The sequence below is a fragment of the Ancylobacter sp. G4_0304 genome, from assembly GCF_047501495.1.
GTDB lineage: Bacteria > Pseudomonadota > Alphaproteobacteria > Rhizobiales > Xanthobacteraceae > Ancylobacter.
The window spans coordinates 1-24,291 of sequence record NZ_JAZDRM010000030.1 but is presented as its reverse complement, the minus strand read 5'-3'; the positions used below and the strand labels follow the sequence as shown (position 1 = coordinate 24,291).

Annotated in this window: 19 protein-coding genes; all 19 read right to left on the bottom strand. The window is 66.3% G+C overall.

Translation table 11 applies throughout. The features are described 5' to 3' along the window. Nucleotides 1-93 precede the first annotated feature (93 nt). Nucleotides 94-1,017, bottom strand: coding sequence for a translation elongation factor Ts (gene tsf, locus VRZ77_RS16380; RefSeq protein WP_414593674.1), 924 nt, complete (start codon nucleotides 1,015-1,017; stop codon nucleotides 94-96). Between the two features lie 148 nt (nucleotides 1,018-1,165). Further along, nucleotides 1,166-2,164 (bottom strand): 30S ribosomal protein S2, encoded by a 999-nt coding sequence (locus VRZ77_RS16375; protein ID WP_414593673.1) that lies wholly within the window; start codon nucleotides 2,162-2,164, stop codon nucleotides 1,166-1,168. A 283-nt stretch (nucleotides 2,165-2,447) separates the two neighbouring features. Then, nucleotides 2,448-5,882, bottom strand: coding sequence for a DNA polymerase III subunit alpha (dnaE, locus tag VRZ77_RS16370; RefSeq protein ID WP_414593672.1), 3,435 nt, complete (start codon nucleotides 5,880-5,882; stop codon nucleotides 2,448-2,450). Between the two features lie 296 nt (nucleotides 5,883-6,178). Next, complete coding sequence (locus VRZ77_RS16365; RefSeq protein ID WP_414593716.1) at nucleotides 6,179-6,877, bottom strand: ABC transporter ATP-binding protein; 699 nt, start codon at nucleotides 6,875-6,877, stop codon at nucleotides 6,179-6,181. Next, a complete protein-coding gene (locus VRZ77_RS16360; protein ID WP_414593715.1) occupies nucleotides 6,874-8,097 on the bottom strand; it encodes a lipoprotein-releasing ABC transporter permease subunit in 1,224 nt (407 codons plus the stop codon). Before VRZ77_RS16360 ends, VRZ77_RS16365 begins: the two co-directional genes overlap by 4 nt. Before the next feature lie 137 nt (nucleotides 8,098-8,234). Continuing rightward, on the bottom strand, nucleotides 8,235-9,557 hold the full coding sequence (gene proS / locus VRZ77_RS16355; RefSeq protein ID WP_414593671.1) for a proline--tRNA ligase: 1,323 nt from the start codon (nucleotides 9,555-9,557) through the stop codon (nucleotides 8,235-8,237). A 412-nt stretch (nucleotides 9,558-9,969) separates the two neighbouring features. Continuing rightward, nucleotides 9,970-10,236, bottom strand: coding sequence for a DUF1467 family protein (locus VRZ77_RS16350; RefSeq protein ID WP_414593670.1), 267 nt, complete (start codon nucleotides 10,234-10,236; stop codon nucleotides 9,970-9,972). A gap of 23 nt (nucleotides 10,237-10,259) precedes the next feature. Next, nucleotides 10,260-10,664, bottom strand: coding sequence for a methylmalonyl-CoA epimerase (gene mce / locus VRZ77_RS16345; protein ID WP_414593669.1), 405 nt, complete (start codon nucleotides 10,662-10,664; stop codon nucleotides 10,260-10,262). 27 nt (nucleotides 10,665-10,691) lie between these two features. Continuing rightward, on the bottom strand, nucleotides 10,692-12,365 hold the full coding sequence (locus tag VRZ77_RS16340; RefSeq protein ID WP_414593714.1) for a ribonuclease J: 1,674 nt from the start codon (nucleotides 12,363-12,365) through the stop codon (nucleotides 10,692-10,694). Between the two features lie 180 nt (nucleotides 12,366-12,545). Continuing rightward, a complete protein-coding gene (locus VRZ77_RS16335) occupies nucleotides 12,546-13,289 on the bottom strand; it encodes a biotin--[acetyl-CoA-carboxylase] ligase (RefSeq protein WP_414593668.1) in 744 nt (247 codons plus the stop codon). A gap of 2 nt (nucleotides 13,290-13,291) precedes the next feature. Further along, nucleotides 13,292-14,722 carry an NADH-quinone oxidoreductase subunit NuoN gene (gene nuoN, locus VRZ77_RS16330; RefSeq protein ID WP_414593667.1) on the bottom strand — a complete coding sequence of 477 codons (1,431 nt, stop codon included), beginning with the start codon at nucleotides 14,720-14,722 and terminating at the stop codon, nucleotides 13,292-13,294. 46 nt (nucleotides 14,723-14,768) lie between these two features. Then, complete coding sequence (locus tag VRZ77_RS16325; protein ID WP_414593666.1) at nucleotides 14,769-16,283, bottom strand: NADH-quinone oxidoreductase subunit M; 1,515 nt, start codon at nucleotides 16,281-16,283, stop codon at nucleotides 14,769-14,771. 1 nt (nucleotide 16,284) lies between these two features. Further along, nucleotides 16,285-18,213, bottom strand: coding sequence for an NADH-quinone oxidoreductase subunit L (gene nuoL, locus VRZ77_RS16320; RefSeq protein ID WP_414593665.1), 1,929 nt, complete (start codon nucleotides 18,211-18,213; stop codon nucleotides 16,285-16,287). Between the two features lie 13 nt (nucleotides 18,214-18,226). Next, nucleotides 18,227-18,532 (bottom strand): NADH-quinone oxidoreductase subunit NuoK, encoded by a 306-nt coding sequence (gene nuoK, locus VRZ77_RS16315; protein WP_241618878.1) that lies wholly within the window; start codon nucleotides 18,530-18,532, stop codon nucleotides 18,227-18,229. A gap of 2 nt (nucleotides 18,533-18,534) precedes the next feature. Beyond that, nucleotides 18,535-19,140: an NADH-quinone oxidoreductase subunit J gene (locus VRZ77_RS16310; protein WP_414593664.1), complete on the bottom strand. Its 606-nt coding sequence runs from the start codon at nucleotides 19,138-19,140 to the stop codon at nucleotides 18,535-18,537. Nucleotides 19,141-19,231: 91 nt separating this feature from the next. Beyond that, on the bottom strand, nucleotides 19,232-19,720 hold the full coding sequence (gene nuoI, locus VRZ77_RS16305) for an NADH-quinone oxidoreductase subunit NuoI (protein ID WP_241618882.1): 489 nt from the start codon (nucleotides 19,718-19,720) through the stop codon (nucleotides 19,232-19,234). 12 nt (nucleotides 19,721-19,732) lie between these two features. Further along, the gene (gene nuoH, locus VRZ77_RS16300; RefSeq protein ID WP_414593663.1) at nucleotides 19,733-20,770 is read right to left on the bottom strand and encodes an NADH-quinone oxidoreductase subunit NuoH; all 1,038 of its coding nucleotides are present in this window, start codon (nucleotides 20,768-20,770) and stop codon (nucleotides 19,733-19,735) included. A 13-nt stretch (nucleotides 20,771-20,783) separates the two neighbouring features. Continuing rightward, nucleotides 20,784-22,862 carry an NADH-quinone oxidoreductase subunit NuoG gene (gene nuoG / locus VRZ77_RS16295; protein WP_414593662.1) on the bottom strand — a complete coding sequence of 693 codons (2,079 nt, stop codon included), beginning with the start codon at nucleotides 22,860-22,862 and terminating at the stop codon, nucleotides 20,784-20,786. A 9-nt stretch (nucleotides 22,863-22,871) separates the two neighbouring features. Next, nucleotides 22,872-24,173 (bottom strand): NADH-quinone oxidoreductase subunit NuoF, encoded by a 1,302-nt coding sequence (gene nuoF, locus VRZ77_RS16290; protein WP_414593661.1) that lies wholly within the window; start codon nucleotides 24,171-24,173, stop codon nucleotides 22,872-22,874. Between the last annotated feature and the right edge of the window lie 118 nt (nucleotides 24,174-24,291).

The window sequence follows — 24,291 nt, the reverse complement described above, 5'->3', positions numbered from 1 at the left end:
AATGAATTCGCGACTCGCAGATTGCCGACACAATAAAGCACGCCGGCGGCTTCGCAGCCCCCGGCGTGCTCTTATCAACGCATTGCTTCAGGCTCAGACGCCAGCAGCCGCGGCGACTTCGGCGGCGAAGTCGCTCTCCTGCTTCTCGACGCCCTCGCCAAGGCCGAAGCGCACGAAGCCGGCGATCTTGATCGGCGCGCCGACCTTGCCCTCGCTCTCCTTGACCGCCTGCGCGACGGTCTTGGAGGGATCGTGGATGAAGGCCTGCTCGACCAGCGTCACTTCCTTGAAGAAGGTCTTCAGGCCGCTCTCGACGATCTTCTCGACCACGTTGGCCGGCTTGCCGGAGGCCGCGGCCTTCTCGGCCAGCACGCCGCGCTCGCGGGCGATGACGTCGGCGTCGACGCCGGCGGCGTCCAGCGCCTGCGGGTTGGCGGCGGCGACATGCATGGCGATCTGGCGGCCGAGGGCGGCCAGCTCATCGGCCTTGCCGGTCGATTCCAGCGCGACCAGCACGCCGATCTTGCCGAGCCCCTCGCCCACCGAACCGTGGACATAGGAGCCGATGGCGCCGGCCGACACTTCGAGCTTGGCGGCGCGGCGCAGGTTCATGTTCTCGCCAATGGTGGCGATAGCCGAGGAGATCGCGTCGGCGACGGTGCCGCCGGCGGGATAGGCCGCGGCCTTGATCGCCTCGACATCGGTATCGGCCGTCAGCGCCACCTTGGCGACATTGCGCACCAGATCCTGGAACTGCTCGTTGCGCGCCACGAAGTCGGTCTCGGAGTTCACCTCGACGAGAACGCCCTTGGTGCCGGCGACGGCAATGCCGATCAGGCCTTCGGCGGCGACGCGGCCGGCCTTCTTGGCAGCCTTGGCGAGACCCTTCTTGCGCAGCCAATCGATGGCGGCCTCGACGTCGCCGTCAACCTCGCCGAGCGCGGCCTTGCAGTCCATCATGCCGGCGCCGGTCTTGTCGCGCAGCTCCTTCACCAGGGCAGCGGTGATGTTGGCCATGTTCTTTGTCCTCACACGATTTCATATGTCATCGACGCGTCACCGAACGACCCGTCCTTCGACGACACGGCCGGCCGGAGGGTTCCGGGCCGGCCGTGCATTCACAAATGGCGTGCGCGTCATGCGCCCGCCGGAACCGACGCCGCGATCACTCGACCTCGGCGGTCAGCTCCTTGGCCTGGGCAATCCAGCCATCCACGCGACCCGGCAGGCCGACTTCTTCGCCGATGCGGTGGGCGTCGACGGCGTCGAGCGCGGCGATCTGCGAATAGTGGAAGATGCCGAGATCGGTCAGCTTCTTCTCGATCGCCGGCGACACGCCGGTGAGCTTCTTCAGGTCGTCGGCGATGCCGCGCGGGCCCGACAGCGGCTCGAAGCTCGACCACGCGGCCTCAGCCGGCAGGTCCTCGACCATCGGCACTTCCGAAGCGCCGACATCGATGCCGAGGTCGCCCTGGGCGCGACCGATGCCGTCGATCGCGGCGCGGGCGATCAGGTCGCAATAGAGGTTGATCGCGCGGCCGGCGTCGTCATTGCCCGGAACCGGGAAGGCGATGCCGTCGGGATCGCAGTTGGTGTCGAGGATCGCGGCCACCGGAATGCCAAGGCGGCGCGCTTCGGCGACGGCGAGGTCTTCCTTGTTGGTGTCGATCACGAACAGCAGGTCGGGAATGCCGCCCATGTCGCGGATGCCGCCGAGAGCGCGATCCAGCTTCTCCTTCTCGCGCTGGAGCGTCAGGCGCTCCTTCTTGGTGTAGCCCACGCCCTCGCCGGCGCCGAGCAGCTCTTCGAGCTTCTTCAGGCGGGCGATGGAGTGCGAGATGGTCTTCCAGTTGGTGAGCATGCCGCCGAGCCAGCGGGAGTTCACGTAATACTGGGCGGAGCGCTTGGCGGCATCGGCCACGGCATCGGCCGCCTGGCGCTTGGTGCCGACGAACAGCACGCGGCCGCCACGGGCCACGGTGTCGGACACCGCCTGCAGGGCGCGGTGCAGCGCCGGCACGGTCTGGGCCAGGTCGATAATGTGGATGTTGTTGCGGGTGCCGAAGATGAAGGGGGCCATCTTCGGGTTCCAGCGGTGCGACTGGTGACCGAAGTGGACGCCGGCTTCAAGCAGCTGGCGCATGGTGTAATCGGGAAGTGCCATGTCGTTTCTCTTCCGGTTGGCCTCCGCGGATTAGCCGTGCCGAGGGATTTCGGCTTACGGCACCGGAGCGACCAGACGGCCCGCTGATCCCAAAGAACAACGAGCCCGGGCGCGAATCCGCGTGCGGGATGGCGCGGCATATACGCGAGGAGGCTGTTTGGCGCAAGTCAGGAGGGAGAAGAAGCCGCCGGAGCGCGCCGCTCACGCCACGCGCCCCCCCACGCGGGCGAGTTTGTCCATCGCGTGAGAATAAGACCGGCCGGGCGGGTATCGGCCGCCCTCCTCAATGCGCCTCGACCGCCACCACGCCGGGCACCGCCTTGATGGCGCCGGCGATCTGGGGGGAAAGGCTGAAGCGGCCGGGGAGCTTGACCTCGACCTCGGTCGCCCCGCTCTCGCCCAGGAGCAGCACGAAGGCCACCTCGCCATCACCCCGCCCGCCGGCCAGCGAACCGAGGCGGGAGGCGACGCTCTCCAGCGGATCGGGCGAGCGCAGGAAAATGCGCAGGCCCTTCTGCATCTTGGCGGCGGCCTCGTCGAGCGGCTCGCAGTTCTGAATGCGCGCGCGCACGTCCTCGCCCTGCAATTCGGCGGCGACGTGAAGCAGCAGCGCCCGGCCGGGCTCCAGGAGGTCGCGGAACTGGTTCAGGGTCTCGGAGAACAGCACCGCCTCGAACTGGCCGGACGGGTCGGACAGGCCGACAATGCCCATCTTGTTGCCAGTCTTGGTGCGCCGCTCCTGCTTGCTCACCACGGTGGCGGCAAGGCGGCCAAAGCCGTGGCCGGCGCGCACCGAGCGCTGGAAATCCATCCAGCGCTGCACGCGGAAGCGCTCCAGTGCCTTGCCGTACTCATCCAGCGGGTGGCCGGTGAGAAAGAAGCCGATGGCGTCGTATTCCTTTTGCAGCTTCTCCGCCGGCAGCCACGCCTCGACATTGGGAATCCGCAGGCTCGCCGCCGTGGAAGGGCCACCGAACATGTTGCCCTGCCCGAGCGCGGCTTCCGCGCCCGCCGCCGCGGCATGGCCGAGCACCCCCTCGATCGCCGCGACTGCGCGGGCGCGGTTCGGCTCCAGCGCGTCGAAGGCGCCGGCATTGACCAAGCTTTCCATGGTGCGCTTGTTCAGCGCCTTGGCGTTGATGCGGGAGGCGAAGTCGGCGAGATCCTTGAACGGCTTGTCGCCGCGCGCCTCGACGATGGCGTCGACCGCCTGCACGCCGACGCCCTTGATCGCGGCGAGCGCATAGAGGATGCGACCCTCCTTCACCGCAAATTCGCGGCCGGAATGGTTCACCGAGGGCGGCACCACCTCGATGCCGAGCCGCTGCGCGTCCTGACGGAATTCGGCGAGCTTGTCGGTGTTGCCCATGTCGAGCGTCATCGAGGCGGCGAGGAACTCGGTGGGGTAATTCGCCTTGAGATAGGCGGTCTGGTAGGACACCAGCGCATAGGCGGCGGCGTGGCTCTTGTTGAAGCCGTAATCGGCGAACTTCGCCAGCAGATCGAAGATTTCCGACGCCTTGGCCTTGGGCACGCCGCGCTCGATCGCGCCGTCGACGAAGCGCTCGCGCTGCTTGTCCATCTCGGCGCGGATCTTCTTGCCCATCGCGCGCCGCAGCAAGTCCGCTTCGCCGAGCGAATAGCCCGAGAGCGTCTGCGCGATCTGCATCACCTGTTCCTGATAGATGATGACGCCGTAGGTCTCCTTGAGGCTGCCCTCCAGCGCGGGATGGGCATAGGCGGCCTGCTCCTGCCCGTTCTTCACCGCGCAATAGACCGGGATATTGGCCATCGGGCCCGGCCGGTAGAGCGCGACCAGCGCGATGATGTCCTCCAGCCGATCCGGCTTCATGTCGACCAGCGCCCGGCGCATGCCCGCGCTTTCCACCTGGAACACGCCGACCGTCTCGCCGCGGGTCAGCATGGCGTAGGATTTCGCGTCGTCGAGCGGGATGGTGGAGAGATCAACCTTGATGCCGCGCTGCGCGATGAGGCGCACGGCAGTCTGCAGCACGGTGAGCGTTTTCAGGCCGAGGAAGTCGAACTTCACCAGCCCGGCCTGCTCCACCCACTTCATGTTGTACTGCGTGACCGGCATGTCGGAGCGCGGGTCTCGGTACAGCGGGACTAGCTTCGCGAGCGGCCGGTCGCCGATCACGATGCCGGCGGCATGGGTCGAGGCGTGGCGGTTCAGCCCTTCGAGGCGGGTGGCGATGTCGAAGGCCCGCTTCACCACCGGGTTCGCCTCGCTCTCGGCCTGGAGCTTCGGCTCGTCGCCAATGGCCTGTTTCAGCGAGATCGGGTTGGCCGGGTTCTGCGGCACCAGCTTGCACAGCTTGTCGACCTGGCCATAGGGCATTTCCAGCACGCGGCCGACGTCGCGCAGCACGCCGCGTGCCTGCAGCGTACCGAAAGTAATGATCTGCGCCACCTGATCGCGGCCATAACGCTGCTGCACATAGCGGATCACCTCATCGCGCCGTTCCTGGCAGAAGTCGATGTCGAAGTCGGGCATCGAGACGCGTTCGGGGTTGAGGAAGCGCTCGAACAGCAGGCCGAAGCGCAGCGGGTCGAGGTCGGTGATGGTCAGCGAATAGGCCACCAGCGAACCGGCGCCCGAGCCGCGGCCCGGGCCCACGGGGATGCCCTGAGCCTTCGCCCATTTGATGAAGTCCGACACGATGAGGAAGTAGCCGGGGAACTTCATCTTCTCGATGATCGACAGCTCGAAGGCGAGCCGGTCCTCATAGTCCTTCACGGTGAGGCCCGCCGCCGGGCCGTGGACGGCGAGGCGCGCCGCCAGCCCCTCCTCCGCCTGCACGCGCAATTCCTCGGCCTCGTCGCGGTCGAAGGTGAAGCGCGGTAGGATCGGCTTCACCGTGCGCGGACGATAGGCGCAGCGCCGGGCGATCTCGACCGTGTTTGCCAGCGCCTCCGGCAGATCGGCGAACAGCGCCGCCATCTCGGCGCGGGTGCGGAAGCGGTGCTCGGGGGTGAGCTGACGGCGATTGTCCTCCGCTACCAGCTTGCCCTCGGCGATGCAGATCAGCGCGTCATGCGCCTCATAGTCTTCCTGTGTAGCGAAGAACGGCTCGTTGGCGGCGACGATGGGAAGTTCGAGGCGATAGGCGAGGTCCAGAAGGCCGCCCTCGACGCCGCGCTCCTCGGCGGTGCCGTGGCGCTGGAGCTCGACATAGAGGCGATCGCCGAACAGACCCATCAGCACGGCGAGCCGCTGCTCGGCCACATCGGCGCTGCCGGCGGCGAGCGCGCGGTCGATCGGCCCGCCGGGGCCGCCGGTGAGCGCGATGAGACCGTCGCTGAATCCCTGCAGCCACTCTGCCTTGATGTGTGGGGCGCCGTCGGACGCGGTGTCGAGGAAGGAGCGCGAGACCAGCTCGATGAGGTTGGCCCAGCCCTTCTCGTTGGCGGCGAGGAGTACGAGGCGCGGGCGCTGGACGTTCAGCCCGCCGCGCCCCGACTGGTCGGCGAAATCGATGGCGAGCGAGCAGCCGAGAATCGGCTGGATGCCCGAGCCGGCGAGCTTCTCGGAGAATTCCAGCGCGCCGAACAGATTGCCGGTATCGGTCAGCGCCAGCGCCGGCTGATGGTCCTTCTTCGCCAGCTCCGCGAGCCTGGCGATGGAGAGCGCCCCTTCCAGCAGCGAGAACGAGGAATGGACGTGAAGATGGACATATCCGGGACCAGCTTCGGCCATTTCGTTCTCCCGCGACTCACTTGTCGTCGATGGTGGACACGGGTGCCGGCCGCGTCCATCGCGGACAGCGCTCCGTGCCCGTTATCCTCAGACCCCGGTGAACACGCCGGCCCAGGTGCCGATCATCGCGATGAACAGGCCGATGGACGCGAGCGCGGCAGCTTCTTCGAGAAAGATGCGGATCATCGTGACCTCCATGGAACATATGGAGAACACTATGCCCGCAATCCCCAGCGGTCAACGAATGTTCTTCTTTCGTTCTTGACTATGGTTGCCAACACGCTAACGCCGTCGCGCTACTCCAGCTCGATCACATGGCCGCCCTGAAGCGTCACGCGGCGGTGCATGCGGTAGGCGAGGTCGAGATTGTGGGTGGCGATCACCGCCGCCAGTCCGGTCGCCTCGACCAGTTGCGACAGCGCACCGAACACATGGTCGGCGGTGTGCGGGTCGAGATTGCCGGTCGGCTCGTCCGCCAGCAGCACGCGCGGCGCATTGGCGACGGCGCGGGCGATGGCGACGCGCTGCTGCTCGCCGCCGGAGAGCTCGCCGGGACGATGGTCCAGCCGCTTGGCGAGGCCGAGATAGCTGAGCAGCTCGGTCGCGCGCTTGGCGGCCTCACGCTTGTGCAGGCCGCGGATCATCTGCGGCAGCATCACGTTCTCCAGCGCGGAGAACTCGGGCAGCAGGTGATGGAACTGGTAGACGAAGCCGACATCGGTGCGGCGGATGCGGGTGCGCTCGGCATCGCCCAGGCCCGCCGTCGGCTTGCCGGCGATGAATACCTCGCCGGCGTCCTGATGCTCCAGCAGCCCGGCGATGTGGAGGAGCGTCGACTTGCCGGTGCCGGACGGCGCGACCAGCGCGACCGACTGGCCTTCCAGCACCTCGAAATCCGCGCCGCGCAGGATGTCGAGCGTGGCGTCGCCCTGCGGATAGCGACGCTCGACGCCTTGCAGTCGGAGTGCGGCTGAAGACACGGGCAACGATCCTATTCGTAACGGAGCGCTTCCACCGGATCGAGGCGCGCGGCGCGCCAGGACGGGTAGAGCGGGGCGAGGAAGGAGAGCACCAGCGCCATGATGACCACGGTCGCGGTCTCGCCGGCATTCATCTCGGCCGGCAGGCGCGAGAGGTAGTAGAGCTCGGGCGAGAACAGCTCGGTGGCGGTGAGCCAGGAGATGAACTGGCGGATTTCCTCGACATTCAGGCACACCACCAGCCCGAGCAGGAAGCCGGCGAAGGTGCCGACCACGCCGATGGCGGCGCCGGTGACGAGGAAGATGCGCATGATCGCCCCGCGCGTGGCGCCCATGGTGCGCAGAATGCCGATGTCGCGGCCCTTGTCCTTCACCAGCATGTTGAGGCCGGAAACGATGTTGAACGCCGCCACCAGCACGATCAGCGTGAGGATGAGAAACATCACGTTGCGCTCCACCTGGAGCGCGTTGAAGAAGGTGGCGTTGCGCTGGCGCCAGTCGACGATGTAGATCGGCCGCTCCGCCGCCGCGTGGATCAGCGGGCGGAAGCGGTCCATGGCGTCGGCATCATCGGTGTAGACCTCGATGGCGGTGACGTCGCCGTCCTTGTTGAAATAGGCCTGCGCCTCGGGCAGCGGCATGAACACGAAGGCGCTGTCATATTCCGACATGCCGATCTCGAACACCGCCGCGATCCGGTAGTTCTTGATACGCGGGGTGGTGCCCATCGGCGTCACCGCGCCGCGCGGCGCGACGAGGGTGATGTTGTCGCCGGCCTGGAGCGAAAGCTGGTCGGCGAGGCGCTTGCCGATGGCAACACCCTCCCCGCTGTCGAAATTCTCCAGCGTGCCTGACCGGATATTGCTGCCGATCGAGGGCAGTGCGCGCAGGTCCTTCTCCGAGATGCCGCGCACCAGCACGCCGCCCGCATTGAACGGCGAGGAGGCCAGCGCCTGCCCCTCGATCAGCGGCACCGCCATCTTCACGCCGGGTACGCCCGCGATCCGCTGGGCGACCGCCTCGTAATCGGTGAGCGGGCCGTCGAGCGGCTGGATCAGCATATGGCCGTTGAGGCCGAGAATCTTGGACAGGAGCTCGGTGCGGAAGCCGTTCATCACCGCCATGACGATGATCAGCGTCGCCACGCCGAGCATGATGCCGAGGAAGGAGAAGCCGGCGATGACCGAGATGAAGCCTTCCTTGCGGCGCGCCCTTAGATAGCGCAGCGAGAGCATCCACTCATAAGGGCTGAACGGCCGGGTGCCGCTGGCCTCGCGCGGGGCGGCGGCTTTCGCCGCCTTGGCGCGGGGCTTGTCCGTGCTGGCGCCGGATGCGCTCTTTGCTGCCATGCGTTCTCCGCCGCTCCGGGCGTTCATTCAAGAATCTGGGCGAGCGCCGCCGCGATCGGCAGCGTCTCGCGATGACCGTCGGCGCGGCGCTTCAATTCCACCGTCCCGTTCGCCAGCCCCTTCGGGCCGACGATGATCTGCCAGGGCAGGCCGATCAGGTCGGCGGTGGCGAATTTGGAGCCGGGCCGCTCGTCGGTATCGTCGTAAAGTACGTCGACATTGCGGGCGACCAGCTCGGCATAGATGGTCTCGCAGGCGGCGTCGGTCGCGGCGTCGCCGACCTTGAGGTTCAGCAGCCCGACACGGAACGGCGCGATCGCCTCCGGCCAGATGATGCCGTTCTCGTCATGCGAGGCCTCGATGATCGCGGCAGCGAGGCGCGAGGGGCCGATGCCGTAGGAGCCCATGTGCACGGGGCGCTCCACGCCGTCCGGCCCGGTGACCTTGGCGCCCATCGGCTCGGAGTACTTGGTACCGAAATAGAAGATGTGGCCGACCTCGATGCCACGCGCGGAAAGCTGGCTGCCCTGCGGCACCGCCTCGAACGCCTCGCGGTCGTGCTTCTCCTCGGTCGCGGCATACAGGCTGGTCCAGCCGTCGACGATGGTTTGCAACGCCTTCGGATCGTCGAAATCGACGTCGGCGCCGGGGGTGGCCATGTTGAGATAGTCGGCGTGGCAGAACACCTCGCTCTCGCCGGTGGAGGCAAGGATGATGAATTCGTGGCTGTGATTGCCGCCGATCGGCCCGGTATCCGCCACCATCGGAATCGCCTTCAGCCCGAGCCGGGCGAAGGTGCGCAGATAGGCGACGAACATGCGGTTATAGGCGGTGACCGCGCTCTCGAAATCGAGGTCGATCGAATAGGCGTCCTTCATCAGGAACTCGCGCGAACGCATCACGCCGAAGCGGGGGCGCACCTCGTCACGGAACTTCCACTGGATATGGTAGAGGTTCAGCGGCAGGTCCTTGTAGGACTTCACATAAGCGCGAACGATCTCGGTCAGCATCTCCTCATTGGTCGGCCCGAACAGCATGTCGCGTTCGTGGCGATCCTTGATGCGGAGCATTTCCTTGCCGTAGTCGTCATAGCGCCCGCTCTCGCGCCACAGATCGGCCGACTGGATGGTCGGCATCAGGATCTCGATGGCCCCCGCCCGGTTCTGCTCCTCGCGCACCACGTTGCAGATCTTGTCGAGCACGCGCTTGCCCAGCGGCAGCCAGGCATAGATGCCCGCGCTCTCCTGCCGGATCATCCCGGCGCGCAGCATCAGCCGGTGCGAGACGATTTCCGCTTCCTTCGGAACTTCGCGGAGGATGGGAAGGAAATAGCGGGAGAGGCGCATCAACGGGACTCACGATTCGGCCGGCGGGCGCGCGCGGCAGGGATGATCCGAGTGAAACCGGATCGGTCGGGAAATTACAAGCCCTCGAAGGCCCGGCAGAACGGCTGTTACGTTAAGTCAGCGGGATCGCGACAAAAATCGGGCCCAGTTGAGATATCGCAATGCACAATCGATCTATTGCGGCGCAAGGATGACAAGCGTGCGACTCTTGGCTTATGTTGCCCGCCTCTGAAAGAGGGTCCGCCAGACGCTGCTATAAGCGCGATGACAGGTCCAGGTCTCGGGAGGAATGACGACTAAGAAAGCCCCCCGGCAGATGCCGAAACGGCACGGAATCGGGTTGCGGGCGGAAATTTAAAGAAGAGCAGGCGGGACCACGGTCCCGCCTCTTTTTTTGCCGCTAGACGGTATCTCAATACATCTTGACCGGAATCGGGAACATGTCGAGCGTCAGTCGTCCGGTCTCGACCGACCAGTAGAACAGCCCGACGATCACCGCGGCGATCACGGTCGTCGCCAGAACCTTGCGCAGCAGCAGCGGCCGCTGCGGGGCGCCCGGCTCTGTGCCGTCCTCGACCGCGCCGTCCTCATGCTGGGAGCGCACACCAAACGGCAGCACGGCGAAGATCACCGTCCACCAGACGATGAAATAGATGGCGATATAGGTGGTGATGCCCATGATCCGGCCTCAGATTTCCGGCCTCACGCCTGTTCCAGCTCGACCAGCGTGCCCAGAAGGTCCTTGGGGTGCAGGAACAGCACCGGCTTGCCATGGGCGCCGATGCGCGGCTCGCCAGTGCCCAGCACCCGCGCCCCCCCCGCCGTGAGCTGGTCGCGCGCGGCGAGGATATCGGCGACCTCGTAGCAGATATGATGGATGCCGCCATCGGCGTTGCGCTCAAGGAACTTGACGATGGGAGACCCCTCCCCTAGCGCGCCCAGCAGCTCGATCTTGGTGTTGGGCAGCTCGATGAACACGGTGGTCACGCCATGCTCGGGCTGATCGACCGGCTCTGAGACCGTGGCGCCGAGCGTGTCGCGGTAGAGCGCGGTGGCGCGGGCGAGGTCCGGCACCGCGATGGCGACATGGTTGAGGCGACCGATCATGACAGGCTCCCTACTTCAAGGCGCCCTTCATACCGTGATTACCAGCACATGACAGAGCGGCTTCTTGCCCCACACGCCGTTCACCGAACCGCGCACCGCGCGGCTCAGCGATTCCGCCACCTGATCAGGATCGCGGCGACGGGGCTTCGGCAGGTTGTCCAGGCAATCCAGCACCGCGTCTTCGACCACCTCGTCGATCGGCCGTCCGCCGAGGCCGAGCTGCGGCAGGCCGGACAGGTCGATCATCGGATCACCGACCACCTCGCCCTTGGGCGTCATGGCGACGGCGATGGAGATCAGCCCGGCAAAAGACAGGCGCCGGCGCTCAGCCACGGCCGGATCGGCGGCGGGGGTGAGCACCTGCCCGTCCTTGTAGAGCTTGCCGACGCTGATGCGCTCGGCAACCTCCGCCCCGCGCGCCACATCGCCGCCGGCAAGGCGCACCACGTCGCCATCGACGATGCGGACGACTTCCTTCGCGCCCATGCGGCGGGCAAGCTCGGCATGTTCGGCCAGATGCAGCGGCTCGCCATGGACCGGAACGGCGACCTGCGGGCGCAGCCACTGGTACATCTGCTCCAGCTCGCCGCGACGGGGATGGCCGGAGACATGGACCAGCGCATCGCGGTCGGTGATCACCTTCACGCCGTCCAGCACCAGCGCGTTGATGATGCGGTTCACCGCCCGCTCATTGCCGGGAATCGTGCGCGAGGAGAAGATCACATGATCGCCGGCGGAGAGCGCGATTTCCGGGTGGTCGTCATCGGCGATGCGGGCCAGCGCCGCGCGCGGCTCGCCCTGGCTGCCGGTGAGGATCGCCACCACCTTGTCGCGCGGCAGGAAGCCATAGGCGTCCACCGAGCGGAAGGCGGGCAGCCCGGTGAGCAGCCCCTGCTCGCGGGCGACGCCGATCACCCGCTCCATGGCGCGGCCGACCAGCACCACCTCGCGCCCCGCCTTGATCGCGGCCTCGGCCACCGAGCGGATGCGCGCCACGTTGGAGGCGAACGTCGTCACCGCCACGCGATACGGCGCCTTGACGATCAGTTCGCCCAGCACCGCCTGCACGTCGAGCTCGGAGGGGGAGATGCCGTCACGAATGGCGTTGGTCGAATCGCAGATCACCGCCCGCACGCCCTCGTCGCCGAGCGCGGTGAAGCGGGCCGGATCGGTGACGTTGCCGACCACCGGAGTCGGGTCGATCTTCCAGTCGCCGGTGTGCACGAACAGACCGAGCGGGGTGCGCAGCGCAAGCGCGTGGCTGTCGGGAATCGAATGCGCAACCGGCACGAACTCGACCTCGAACGGGCCGATCTGGACCCGCCCGCCCGAGGGCACGACATGGAACGGGATCTTCGGCGCCCCCGGCTCATTCAGCCGCCGCGCTTCCGCCAGCGCTGCCGTGAAGGGCGTGGTGTAGACCGGGCAGGCAAGCAGCGGCCACAGATCGACCAGCGCGCCGACATGATCCTCATGGCCGTGGGTGAGCACCAGGCCGACCAGATTGCCGCGCTCTCGCTCCAGAAAGGCGACGTCGGGCATCACAATGTCGATGCCCGGCAGGTCCGGCCCGGCGAAGGAGATGCCGAGATCGACCGCGAGCCATTTGCGCCGGTTCTTGGGGCCGAAGCCGTACAGCCCCAGATTCATGCCTATCTCGCCCACGCCGCCCAGCGCGACGAAGACCAGTTCATCCGGCATCTTGCTCACTCAACAGCCTTTCAAACCCGAATCCCGCTCCCCGGACGTGATCGTCCGATGACCGGCGGGACCCTCTTACATTTCCTTGCGCGAGCATGATCGCCCCGTGACGGCCGATCAACTCCGCTCTCACCCTGCCCTGACGCCTTTTGCCGCTGGATGCAATCCAAACGGCACCGATCAGCCGCCCGGCGCCGGAAAAACATCGCCGGCATTGATGATTTCGCGCGCGCCGTCGCTTCGGCGCAGCAGCATGGCCCCTGAGACGTCGAGCGCCTCGAACACGCCGGAGGTCTCGCGTTCACCCAACCGCACCATCACCGGGCGCCCGATCCCCGACGCGCGGCGCAGCCACGCGTCCCGTATCTCGGCGAACCCCACGCCACGCGCCCATTGCGCCAGCCGCTCCAGCATCGCCGCGTCCAGTGCCGTCAGCAGCGCGTCCGGCGCAGTCGGGAAGCCGGCGCTGGCGAGGTTGACGGTCTTGTAGGGCGTATCGGGGGGGTTATGGGCGCAGTTGACGCCGAAGCCGATCACGGTGGCGCCGCGCCCGTCGGGCAGCAGCGTGCCCTCCAGCAGGATGCCGGCGAGCTTGCCGCCGTCGATCAGCACGTCGTTCGGCCATTTCAGCGCGATGCGCAGCGGGTCGATGCCGGTCACCGCGCGCACCGCGTCGTGGAGCGCCAGCGCCGCCACGAAACACAGCTCGGGCTGGCGGGCGAGCGGCGCGGCGTCGACCAGCAGCAGCGTGGCGTAGAGATTGCCGGGCTCCGAGGTCCACGGGCGGCCGCGCCGGCCGCGCCCGCTGGTCTGGCGCCCGGCCACGAACCAGCAAGGCGCCGGACCGCTCGCGCGGGCCAGCGCCTCGACATTGGTGGAACCGACGGCCTCGAAGCGGACGACGGGGCTCGGCGCCGCCGCCATCCTCAGAACAGGGCTTTCGCCGCGACGCCGGCCGCCGCCAGCAGCGGCGCCGGATAGGCGAAGAGCAGCACGATGAACAGGCCGGCAACCGCCAGCACCGCGCGCAGCTCGCCGGGCATCGGCACGAAGGCACCGGCCGGCTCGTCGAAATACATCACCTTGACGATGCGCAGGTAGTAGTACGCACCCACCACGCTCGCCAGCACGCCGACCACGGCCAGCGTGTAAAGTCCCGCCTCGATCGCGGCGAGGAAGACGTAGTACTTGGCGAGGAAGCCCGCGAGCGGCGGGATGCCGGCCAGCGAGAACATCAGCGCCGCCAGCATGAACGCCATCACCGGGTTGGTGCGGGCAAGGCCGGCGAGGTCCTCGTAATTCTCGACCATGCCGTCCTTGCGGCGCATGGAGAGGATCACCGCGAAGGTGCCGAGCGTCATGGCGACATAGACCGCCATATAGATCAGCACGCCGCGCACGCCCTGCTCGGTGCCGGCAGCGAGGCCGACCAGCGCATAGCCCATGTGGCCGATCGAGGAATAGGCCATGAGGCGCTTGAGGTTGCGCTGGCCGATGGCGGCGAAGGCGCCGAGCACCATGGAAGCCAGCGAGACGAAGACGACGATCTGCTGCCACTGGTGGGTGACGTTGGGCAGCGCCTCGATGGCGAAGCGCACGAACACCGCCATGGCCGCCACCTTCGGCGCCGCGCCGAAGAAGGCCGTGACCGGGGTCGGCGATCCTTCATACACGTCGGGCGTCCACATGTGGAACGGCACGGCCGACACCTTGAAGCACATGCCGGCGAACATGAAGACGATGCCGAAGATCAAGCCGAGCGAGGGCTCGCGCGCCGCGTCCGCGATCCTCTCGAAATTGATCGAGCCAGTGAAGCCATAGATCAGCGAGGCGCCGTAGAGCAGCATGCCCGAGGACAGCGCGCCGAGCACGAAATACTTCAGGCCGGCTTCGGTGGAGCGCACGGAATCGCGGTTGTTGGCCGCGATCACGTAGAGCGCCAGGCTCATCAGTTCGAGACCCATATAGAGCGCCAGCAGGTCGCCTGCCGAGATCAGCACCATCATGCCCAGGGTGGACAGCAGCACGAGGATCGCGAACTCGAAGCGGCTCTGCTTCTCCGCCTTCAGCCAGTCCACCGACATGGCCAGCGCGCCGCCGGCGCCGAGCAGCGCCAGGATCTTCATGAAGCGGCTGAACTCGTCGATCTGGAAGCTGCCGCCGAACAGCACCACCTTTTCGGCAGGGCTGAGGAACACCAGCACCAGCGCGGCGAACAGCGCCGCGAGGGCGAGGCCGTTCACCGTGTCCACCGACTTCGGCCCGACGATGGCGCCGAACAGCACGAGGAAGATCGCCGCCGCTGCAAGCAGCAGTTCCGGCAGCGCGGGGCCGAGCGCGGCAAAAGTGAGGGTCATCGGGCGGGCTCCGCGAAATGCATGTGTCGGCGGGTCAGGTATACGATCACGGCAGCACCAGGCTCGCGGCCTTGATGGCGCCGGCCGCGACATCGGCGCGGGCGACGATCGCCTGCACGGCGACGTTGCACGCATCGAGGATGGGCTGCGGCCACACGCCGAACAGGATGGTGAAGAACAGCAGCGGGACGAAGGACGCCATCTCGCGGCGGTTGACGTCGAGAATGCCCTTCAGGCTGTCCTTCTCCAGCGCACCGAACACGACGCGGCGGTACAGCCACAGCGCATAGGCCGCCGAGAGGATGACGCCGGTGGTGGCGAAGAACGCCACCCAGCTATTGCGGCCGAACACCGCGATCAGCGTCAGGAACTCGCCGATGAAGCCCGACGTACCCGGCAGGCCGACATTGGCCATGGTGAACACCATGAACACGGTGGCGTAGATCGGCATGCGGTTGACGAGGCCGCCATAGGCCGCGATCTCGCGGGTATGCATCCGGTCATAGACCACACCCACGCACAAGAACAGCGCACCCGAAACGAAGCCGTGGCTGACCATCTGGAACACCGCGCCCTGGATGCCTTCCTGGGTCAGGGTGAAGATGCCCATGGTCACGTAGCCCATGTGGGCCACCGACGAATAGGCGATCAGCTTCTTCATGTCCTCCTGCACCAGCGCGACCAGGGAGGTGTAGATGATCGCGATGATCGAGAGCGTGAAGACAAAGGGCGCGAAATAGGCGGAGGCTTCCGGGAACATCGGCAGGCTGAAGCGCAGCAGGCCGTAACCGCCCATCTTCAGCATGATGCCCGCCAGGATGACCGAGCCGGCGGTCGGCGCCTCGACATGGGCGTCCGGCAGCCAGGTGTGCACCGGCCACATCGGCATCTTCACCGCGAAGGAGGCGAAGAACGCTATCCATAGCCAGTACTGCATGCCGGACGGGAAGCCGTGCTTGAGCAGCACCTCGATATCGGTCGTGCCCGCCTGCCAGTACATCGCCATGATGGCGAGCATCATCAGCACCGAACCGGCCAGCGTGTAGAGGAAGAACTTGAAGGTCGCGTAGATGCGCCGCTTGCCGCCCCAGATGCCGATGATCAGGAACATCGGGATCAGGCCGCCTTCGAAGAAGATGTAGAACAGCAGCAGGTCCAGCGACGAGAAGGTGCCGATCATCAGCGTTTCGAGCACCAGGAAGCAGATCATGTACTCCTTGACGCGCACATGGATCGCCTCCCAGCTCGCCAAGATGCACATCGGCATCAGCAGCGTAGTGAGCAGCACGAAGGGCAGCGAAATGCCGTCGACGCCCATGCGGTAGGCGGCGAAGTCACCGAGCCAGGGCGTGTGCTCGACGAACTGGAAGCCCGACGCCGAGGGCTCGAAGCCGAACAGCAGCAGCAGCGAGATCAGGAAGGTGACCAGCGTCGCCCAGAGCGCGACCCAGCGCGTGTTGCGCTGAGCCACCTCGTCATCGCCGCGGATCATCACGACGATCAGCAGCGCGCCAACCAGGGGCAGGAAGGTGACGACGGAAAGAATGGGCCAGTCGTACATTTCAGTGCGAGCCCCCGAACATGAACCAGGTGATGAGGGCCGCGACGCCGACCAGCATCACGAACGCGTAGTGGTAGAGATAGCCGGTCTGGATGCGCACCACGCGGTTGGTAGCGTCGATCACCCGGGCCGAGACCCCGTTGGGGCCGTAGCCGTCGATCACCCGGATATCGCCCTGCTTCCAGAGGAACTTGCCCAGCCAAAGCGTCGGCCGCACGAACAGGAAGTCGTAGATTTCGTCGAAATACCACTTGTTCAGCAGGAAGCGGTACAGAACGTCGTTCTGCTTGGCGAGCGCCTTCGGCACCGCCGGATTGACGATGTACATCCAATAGGCGACCAGGAAGCCGCCCGCCATCATCACCGTCGGCGCCCATTTCGCCCAGCCGGGGATGTGGTGGATTTCCTCAAGGATCTTGTTCTCCGGACCCATGAAGATCGCCTCGCGGAAGAAGTGATCCACGTCATGCCCGACGAAATACGGGTAGAGGATCATGCCCGCGAACAGGGCGCCGATGGACAGCACGCCGAGCGGCACCAGCATGGTGAGCGGCGATTCATGCGCGTGCTCGTAGTGATGGTGGTCGTGCGGGTGACCGTGGAAGGTCATGAACATCTGGCGCCAGGTGTAGAACGCAGTCAGCGCCGCCGCCGCAACGGTCATGATCCAGGCATAGGTTGCCACCGGCGAATGGCTCACGAAGGCGGTCTCGATGATCGCGTCCTTCGAGTAGTAGCCGGCGGTGAAGGGGAAGCCGGTCAGCGCGAGGCCGCCGATCATCATGGTGCCGTAGGTGAACGGAATCCTCCGCCACAGCCCGCCCATGTGCCGCATGTCCTGCTCATGGTGCATGGCATGGATCACAGAGCCGGCGGCAAGGAACAGCAGCGCCTTGAAGAAGCCGTGGGTCAGCAGGTGGAACACGCCGACCGAATAGGCGCCGGTGCCGAGCGCGGTGAACATGTAGCCGAGCTGCGAGCAGGTCGAGTAGGCGATGACGCGCTTGATGTCGTTCTGCACGCAGCCGATCGTCGCCGCGAACATCGCGGTCGAGGCGCCGAAGAACATCACCACGTTGAGCGCCGTCTCGGACAGCTCGAACAGCGGCGAGAGGCGCGCCACCATGAACACGCCAGCGGTGACCATGGTCGCGGCGTGAATGAGCGCCGAAACCGGGGTCGGGCCTTCCATCGCGTCCGGGAGCCAGGTGTGCAGGCCGAGCTGGGCCGACTTGCCCATGGCGCCGACGAACAGCAGCAGGCAGATGATGGTCGGGGCGTGCCACTCATGGCCGAGGAAGGACAGCGACTTGTCCGCCAGCGACGGCGCGGCGGCGAAGACCTGCTCGAACGAGACCGAGCCGGTCATCAGGTAGACCGCGAAAATGCCGAGCGCGAAGCCGAAATCGCCGACGCGGTTGACGATGAACGCCTTCATCGCCGCAGCGCAGGCGGACGGCTTCTCATACCAGAAGCCGATCAGCAGGTAGGAGGCGAGGCCCACGCCTTCCCAGCCGAAGAACAGCTGGACGAGGTTGTCGCTCGTCACCAGCATCAACATGGCGAAGGTGAACAGCGACAGATAGGCGAAGAAGCGCGGACGGCTCGGGTCTTCGTGCATGTACCCCATGGAATAGAGGTGCACGAGGGTCGAGACCGTGGTGACGAGGATGAGCATCACCGCGGTCAGCGTGTCGACGCGCAGCGCCCATTTCACGTCGAGTCCGCCGGATGCCATCCAGGTGAACAGCTCAACGGTGCCGCCGCCATGGCCGAACGCCACGCTGAAGAAGGTGATCCAGGCCAGCACGGCCGAGACGCCGAGCAGGCTGGTGGTCACCAGCTCGGAGGCGCGCGCGCCGATCACCCGGCCGAAGAAGCCGGCGACCAGAAAGCCGATAAGGGGAAGGAAGACGATCGCCTGAAACATGGAATGACGTTCCTCAGCCCTTCATCGTGTTGATGTCTTCGACGGCGATCGACCCGCGATTGCGGTAGAACACCACGAGGATCGCGAGGCCGATGGCCGCCTCGGCGGCGGCCACCGTCAGCACGAACAGGGCGAAGATCTGCCCGGTGATGTTGCCGAGGAAGACCGAGAACGCCACGAAGTTGATGTTCACGGCGAGCAGGATCAGTTCGACCGACATGAGGATGACGATCACGTTCTTCCGGTTCAGGAAGATGCCCAGCGTGCCCAGCGTGAACAGGATCGCCGCGACGGTGAGGTAATGGGGAAGCCCGATCATGGTCACAGCCCCTTGCCCGACGGCACCTTGACGATGTCGATCGCCGCGGCCTTGTTGCGCGCGTTCTGCACCGGGATGCTCTGGCGCTTCACGTTCTCGCGGTGGCGCAGCGTCAGCACGATGGCGCCGATCATCGCCACCAGCAGCACCAGGCCCGCCATCTGGAAGAACAGCACATACTCGGTATAGAGCACGCGGCCGATCTGGACGGTGTTCGAGACGTCGGAGGTTGCGGTCATCACCGCGCCGGTCACGCCCTCGCCGAAGGTCCAGGAGCCGAGCACCAGCACCAATTCGGCGAGGAAGACGAGGCCGATCAGCATGCCGACCGGCAGGTACTGCAGGAAGCCCTGCCGCAGCTCCACGAAGTCGACGTCGAGCATCATCACGACGAACAGGAATAGCACCGCGACCGCGCCGACATAGACGACGATCAGGATCATCGCCAGGAACTCGGCGCCGATCAGGATGAACAGGCCCGACGCGTTCACGAAGGTGAGGATCAGGAACAGCACCGAATGCACGGGATTGCGCGAGGCGATGACCATGAAGGCCGACGCGACCGCGATGCCCGCGAACAGGTAGAAGAACAGCGCGGCGAGGGTCATGCCCGGTTCTCCCCGATATGTCCCGTGCCTTCGCCGGGTGCCTTTGCGGCTTTCCGCGTCACGTCGTTCACCTTGAAATTCCCCCCGGCACTCAGCGATAGGGCGCGTCGAGCGCCATATTGCGGGCGATCTCGCGTTCCCAGCGGTCGCCATTCGCGAGCAGCTTGGCCTTGTCGTAATAGAGCTCCTCACGGGTTTCCGTGGCGAACTCGAAGTTCGGACCCTCGACGATGGCGTCCACCGGGCAGGCTTCCTGACAGAAGCCGCAATAGATGCACTTCACCATGTCGATGTCGTAACGCGTGGTGCGGCGGGTGCCGTCGTTGCGGCGCGGGCCAGCCTCGATGGTGATGGCCTGCGCCGGGCAGATCGCCTCGCACAGCTTGCAGGCGATGCAGCGTTCCTCGCCGTTCGGGTAGCGGCGCAGCGCATGCTCGCCGCGGAAGCGCGGGCTGACCGGCCCCTTTTCGAAGGGATAGTTCAGTGTCGCCTTCGGCTTGAAGAAGTAGCGCATCGCCAGGAAGAAGGCGGAGACGAACTCCGTCAGCAGCAGTGAGCGCGCAGCAAGGTCAAGTCTCATGACATCCTCCGCTCAGCTTCCGGCGCCCGGCGCCATGCCGGAAAAATGCAGCACCGCAGCCACCAGCACCACCATGAACAGCGAGATCGGCAGGAACACCTTCCAGCCAAGGCGCATGAGCTGGTCGTAGCGGTAGCGCGGGACCATGGCCTTGACCATGGCGAACATGAAGAACACCAAGAGGACCTTGATCAGGAACCAGATGATGCCCGGCACCCAGGTGAAGGGCGCGATCGGGAACGGCGGCAGCCAGCCGCCCATGAACAGGATGGCGGTCAGCGCGCACATGGTCATGATCGCCACGTATTCGCCGAGCATGAACATCATGTACGGGGTGGAGCCGTACTCCACCATGAAGCCCGCCACCAGCTCCGACTCCGCTTCGCCGAGATCGAAGGGCGGCCGGTTGGTCTCGGCCAGCGCCGAGATGAAGAAGATGACGAACATCGGGAACAGCGGCAGCCAGTACCACTGGAACATGCCGTAGGGGCCGTTCTGCGCCTCGACGATCGCGGAGAGGTTCAGCGAGCCCGCGCACATCAGCACGGTGACGATCACAAAGCCGATCGAGACCTCGTAGGACACCATCTGCGCCGCCGCGCGCAACGCCGACAGGAACGGGTACTTCGAGTTGGACGCCCAGCCACCCATGATGACGCCATAGATGCTGAGCGAGGAAATGGCGAAGATGTACAGCACGCCGACATTGATGTCGGCGACCACCCAGCCATCGGCCAGCGGCACCACGGCCCAGGCGGAGAGCGCCAGAAGGCAGGTGATGAACGGGGCGAGCAGGAACACGCCCTTGTTGGAGCCGTCCGGAATCACCGGCTCCTTGAGCACGAACTTGATCAGGTCCGCGAAGGACTGGAACAGGCCGAACGGGCCGACCACGTTCGGGCCGCGGCGCAGCTGCACCGCCGCCCAGATCTTGCGATCGGCCAGCAGCACATAGGCGACCACGATCAGCAGACCGACCAGCAGCCCGAGGCTCTGGGCGAGGATGATCGCGACGTGGATGAGAGTGTCGAGCCAGGTGGTTTCGGTCATGCTCCCCCTCCCCTCACTCGGCCGCCGCCGCGAGGCGGCTGGACGCGAGCGCGGAGCATTCGGCCATCACGGCAGATGCGCGTGCAATCGGATTGGTCAGGTAGAACTGGCTCACCGCCACGCGGAACGGCGCGCGATCGGCCACGTCGCCCCTGGCCGCCAGCGCCACGAGAGCGCTCGCATCCGCCGGCGCCACATGGTCGATGCGAGCGAGGTGCGGATGGGCGGCGTAGAGCGCGGCGCGGAGCTGGCCGAGATTATCGAACGGCAGGCGCTGGCCGAGCACGTCGGACAGCGCGCGCAGCACCGCCCAGTCTTCGCGCGCCTCGCCGGGCGGGAAGGCGGCGCGGTTGGCAATCTGCGCCCGGCCTTCCGTGTTCACATAGGTGCCCGACTTCTCAGTATAGGCCGCGCCCGGCAGGATGACGTCGGCGCGGTGGGCGCCGCGATCGCCGTGGGTGCCGAGATAGACCACGAAGGCGCCCGGCGCGATGTCGATCTCGTCCGCGCCCAGCGCGAACAGCACGTCGACACCGCCCGAATTGGTCATCGCGACCGCATCGATCCCGCCCTCGCCCGGCACCGCGCCGATATCGAGCGCGCCGACGCGCGAGGCCGCGGTGTGCAGCACCGAGAAACCGTTCCAGCCTTCCTTCACCGCGCCGACCGAGACCGCGAGACGGGCGGCCAGCGCCAGCACCGCCGCGCCGTCGGGACGCGACAAGGCGCCCTGCCCGATCAGGATCAGCGGGCGCTCGGCCTTCTTCAGCGTTTCCGCGAAGGTGCCGTTGCCGGCAAGGTCGGTCAGCGTGTCGGGACCGGCGCCGAGATAATCGTAAGCATAGGTCAGGTCGACCGGCTCGCCGACAAGGCCGATCGGGAAGTTGCCCTGAAGCCAGCGCTTGCGGATGCGGGCATTGAGCACGCTCGCCTCAAGGCGCGGGTTGGAGCCGACGATCAGCAGCGCGTCGGCCTGCTCGATGCCGGCAATGCTGGCATTGAACAAATAGGAGGCGCGGCCGAGCGCGGAGTCGAGCTTGGCCCCGTCCTGCCGGCAGTCAATATTGGCCGAGCCGAGCGCGGTCAGCAGCTGCTTGAGCGCGAACGCCTCCTCCACCGAAGCGACGTCGCCGACCAGACCGCCGATGCGATTGCCGGGAACGCCCTTCACCTTGGCGGCGATGGCCGCGAAGGCCTCCGGCCAGGACGCGGCCTTCAGCCGGCCACCGACGCGCACATAGGGGCGGTCGAGGCGCTGGGTCTTCAGCCCGTCCCAGATGTAGCGGGTCTTGTCGGAAATCCACTCCTCGTTCACGTCCTCATTGAGACGCGGGAGGATGCGCATCACCTCGCGGCCGCGCGTGTCGACGCGGATGTTGGAGCCAACCGCGTCCATCACGTCGATGGATTCGGTCTTCACCAGCTCCCACGGACGGGCGTGATAGGCATAGGGGCGCTGGGTGAGCGCGCCAACCGGGCACAGGTCGACCACATTGCCCTGCAATTCGGAGGACAGCGCCGCCTCAAGATAGGTGGTGATCTCCATGTCCTCGCCGCGGCCGATGGCGCCGAGCTCGGAAACGCCAGCCACCTCGGTGGTGAAGCGGACGCAGCGCGTGCACTGGATGCAGCGCGTCATCGAGGTCTTCACCAGCGGGCCGATATACTTGTCCTCGACCGCGCGCTTGTTCTCCGCATAGCGCGAGGTATCGACGCCATAGGCCATGGCCTGGTCCTGCAGGTCGCACTCGCCGCCCTGGTCGCAGATCGGGCAGTCCAGCGGGTGGTTGATGAGCAGGAACTCCATCACCCCTTCGCGGGCCTTCTTCACCATCGGGCTCTTGGTGAGCACGACCGGCGGCTCGCCATTCGGGCCGGGGCGCAGGTCGCGCACACTCATGGCGCAACTGGCCTGCGGCTTGGGCGGGCCGCCCTTCACCTCGACCAGACACATGCGGCAATTGCCGGCGATGGACAGCCGCTCATGGAAGCAGAAACGCGGGATTTCCGCGCCCGCCGCCTCGCACGCCTGAAGCAGCGTGTACTCGGCGGGAACCTCGACCTCGATGTCGTCGACGATGAGCTTGGCCATGATGTTCTCTCACTCCGCCGCGACGGGGACGGGATCGGAATGCGGGTTCGCCGAATACTGGTCGATCCGCTTTTCGATCTCGGGACGGAAATGCCGGATCAGCCCCTGCACGGGCCATGCCGCCGCGTCGCCGAGCGCGCAGATGGTGTGGCCCTCGATCTGGGTGGTCACCTGCAGCAGAAGGTCGATCTCGCGCTTCTGCGCGCGCCCTTCCGCCATGCGGTCCATCACGCGCCACATCCAGCCCGTGCCCTCGCGGCACGGCGTGCACTGGCCGCAGCTCTCATGCCGGAAGAAATAGGAGATGCGGGCGATGGCGCGGATGATGTCGGTGGACTTGTCCATCACCAGCACGCCGGCGGTGCCGAAGCTGGACTTCACCGCGCGGCAGCCGTCGAAATCCATGATCAGGTCGGCACACTGGTCGGCCGGGATCACCGGGCAGGACGCGCCGCCGGGGATGATCGCCAAGAGATTGTCCCAGCCGCCGCGAATGCCGCCGCCATGCTTCTCGATCAGCTCCTTGAACGGGATGCTCATCGCCTCTTCGACGACGCAGGGCGTGTTCACATGGCCCGAGATGCCATAGAGCTTGGTGCCCACATTGTTCGCGCGGCCGATGCCGGAGAACCACGCCGGGCCGCGGCGCAGAATGGTCGGCGCAACCGCGATCGACTCGACGTTGTTCACGGTGGTCGGGCAGCCATAAAGGCCGACATTGGCCGGGAACGGGGGCTTGAGGCGCGGCTGGCCCTTCTTGCCTTCGAGGCTCTCGATCAGCGCGGTCTCTTCGCCGCAGATATAGGCGCCGGCGCCATGGTGGACGATGATGTCGAAGTCCCAGCCATGGATATTGTTCTTGCCGATCAGCCGGGCCTCATAGGCCTGGTCGACCGCCGCCTGCAGGTGCTCGCGCTCCAGGATGAACTCGCCGCGCACATAGATGTAGGCGGCATGCGCGCCCATGGCGAAGCCGGCGATCAGGCAGCCCTCGACCAGATGGTGCGGGTCGTGGCGCAGGATTTCGCGGTCCTTGCAGGTGCCGGGCTCAGATTCGTCGGCGTTGACGACCAGATAGTGCGGACGGCCGTCATTGTTCTTGGGCATGAACGACCATTTCAGGCCGGTGGGGAAGCCCGCCCCGCCGCGCCCGCGAAGGCCGGACGCCTTCATCTGGTCGATGATCCAGTCGCGGCCGGCTTCCAGAATGGTCTTGGTGCCGTCCCACGAGCCGCGCTTCAGCGCGCCCTGAAGACCGAAGTCTTCATAGCCGTAGATGTTGGTGAAGATGCGATCCTTGTCGGCAAGCATGGTTCGCTCCTCAGTTCGGCTTGGCCGGGCCGTTGGAATCGGCTTCGCCTGCGGCTTTCACGGCCTCGGCAACCGGCGGCTTGGCCGGCGCCGGATCGCTCTTGGGCGGGGCCGGGGG

What these genes read in the sequence shown, in the direction of transcription:
- dnaE (WP_414593672.1), bottom strand. Translation starts at nt 5,882, where the DNA reads ATGGCCGAAGCTGGTCCCGGATATGTCCATCTTCACGTCCATTCCTCG.
- VRZ77_RS16360 (WP_414593715.1), bottom strand. Translation starts at nt 8,097, where the DNA reads ATGCTCTCGCTGCGCTATCTAAGGGCGCGCCGCAAGGAAGGCTTCATC.
- nuoL (WP_414593665.1), bottom strand. Translation starts at nt 18,213, where the DNA reads ATGTTTCAGGCGATCGTCTTCCTTCCCCTTATCGGCTTTCTGGTCGCC.
- VRZ77_RS16350 (WP_414593670.1), bottom strand. Translation starts at nt 10,236, where the DNA reads ATGGGCATCACCACCTATATCGCCATCTATTTCATCGTCTGGTGGACG.
- nuoK (WP_241618878.1), bottom strand. Translation starts at nt 18,532, where the DNA reads ATGATCGGGCTTCCCCATTACCTCACCGTCGCGGCGATCCTGTTCACG.
- VRZ77_RS16375 (WP_414593673.1), bottom strand. Translation starts at nt 2,164, where the DNA reads ATGGCACTTCCCGATTACACCATGCGCCAGCTGCTTGAAGCCGGCGTC.
- nuoF (WP_414593661.1), bottom strand. Translation starts at nt 24,173, where the DNA reads ATGCTTGCCGACAAGGATCGCATCTTCACCAACATCTACGGCTATGAA.
- nuoN (WP_414593667.1), bottom strand. Translation starts at nt 14,722, where the DNA reads ATGACCCTCACTTTTGCCGCGCTCGGCCCCGCGCTGCCGGAACTGCTG.
- VRZ77_RS16325 (WP_414593666.1), bottom strand. Translation starts at nt 16,283, where the DNA reads ATGTACGACTGGCCCATTCTTTCCGTCGTCACCTTCCTGCCCCTGGTT.
- VRZ77_RS16310 (WP_414593664.1), bottom strand. Translation starts at nt 19,140, where the DNA reads ATGACCCTCGCCGCGCTGTTCTTCTACCTGTTCGCGGGCATCGCGGTC.
- VRZ77_RS16335 (WP_414593668.1), bottom strand. Translation starts at nt 13,289, where the DNA reads ATGGCGGCGGCGCCGAGCCCCGTCGTCCGCTTCGAGGCCGTCGGTTCC.
- mce (WP_414593669.1), bottom strand. Translation starts at nt 10,664, where the DNA reads ATGATCGGTCGCCTCAACCATGTCGCCATCGCGGTGCCGGACCTCGCC.
- proS (WP_414593671.1), bottom strand. Translation starts at nt 9,557, where the DNA reads ATGCGCCTCTCCCGCTATTTCCTTCCCATCCTCCGCGAAGTTCCGAAG.
- nuoI (WP_241618882.1), bottom strand. Translation starts at nt 19,720, where the DNA reads ATGAGACTTGACCTTGCTGCGCGCTCACTGCTGCTGACGGAGTTCGTC.
- VRZ77_RS16340 (WP_414593714.1), bottom strand. Translation starts at nt 12,365, where the DNA reads ATGCCGGATGAACTGGTCTTCGTCGCGCTGGGCGGCGTGGGCGAGATA.
- nuoH (WP_414593663.1), bottom strand. Translation starts at nt 20,770, where the DNA reads ATGACCGAAACCACCTGGCTCGACACTCTCATCCACGTCGCGATCATC.
- tsf (WP_414593674.1), bottom strand. Translation starts at nt 1,017, where the DNA reads ATGGCCAACATCACCGCTGCCCTGGTGAAGGAGCTGCGCGACAAGACC.
- nuoG (WP_414593662.1), bottom strand. Translation starts at nt 22,862, where the DNA reads ATGGCCAAGCTCATCGTCGACGACATCGAGGTCGAGGTTCCCGCCGAG.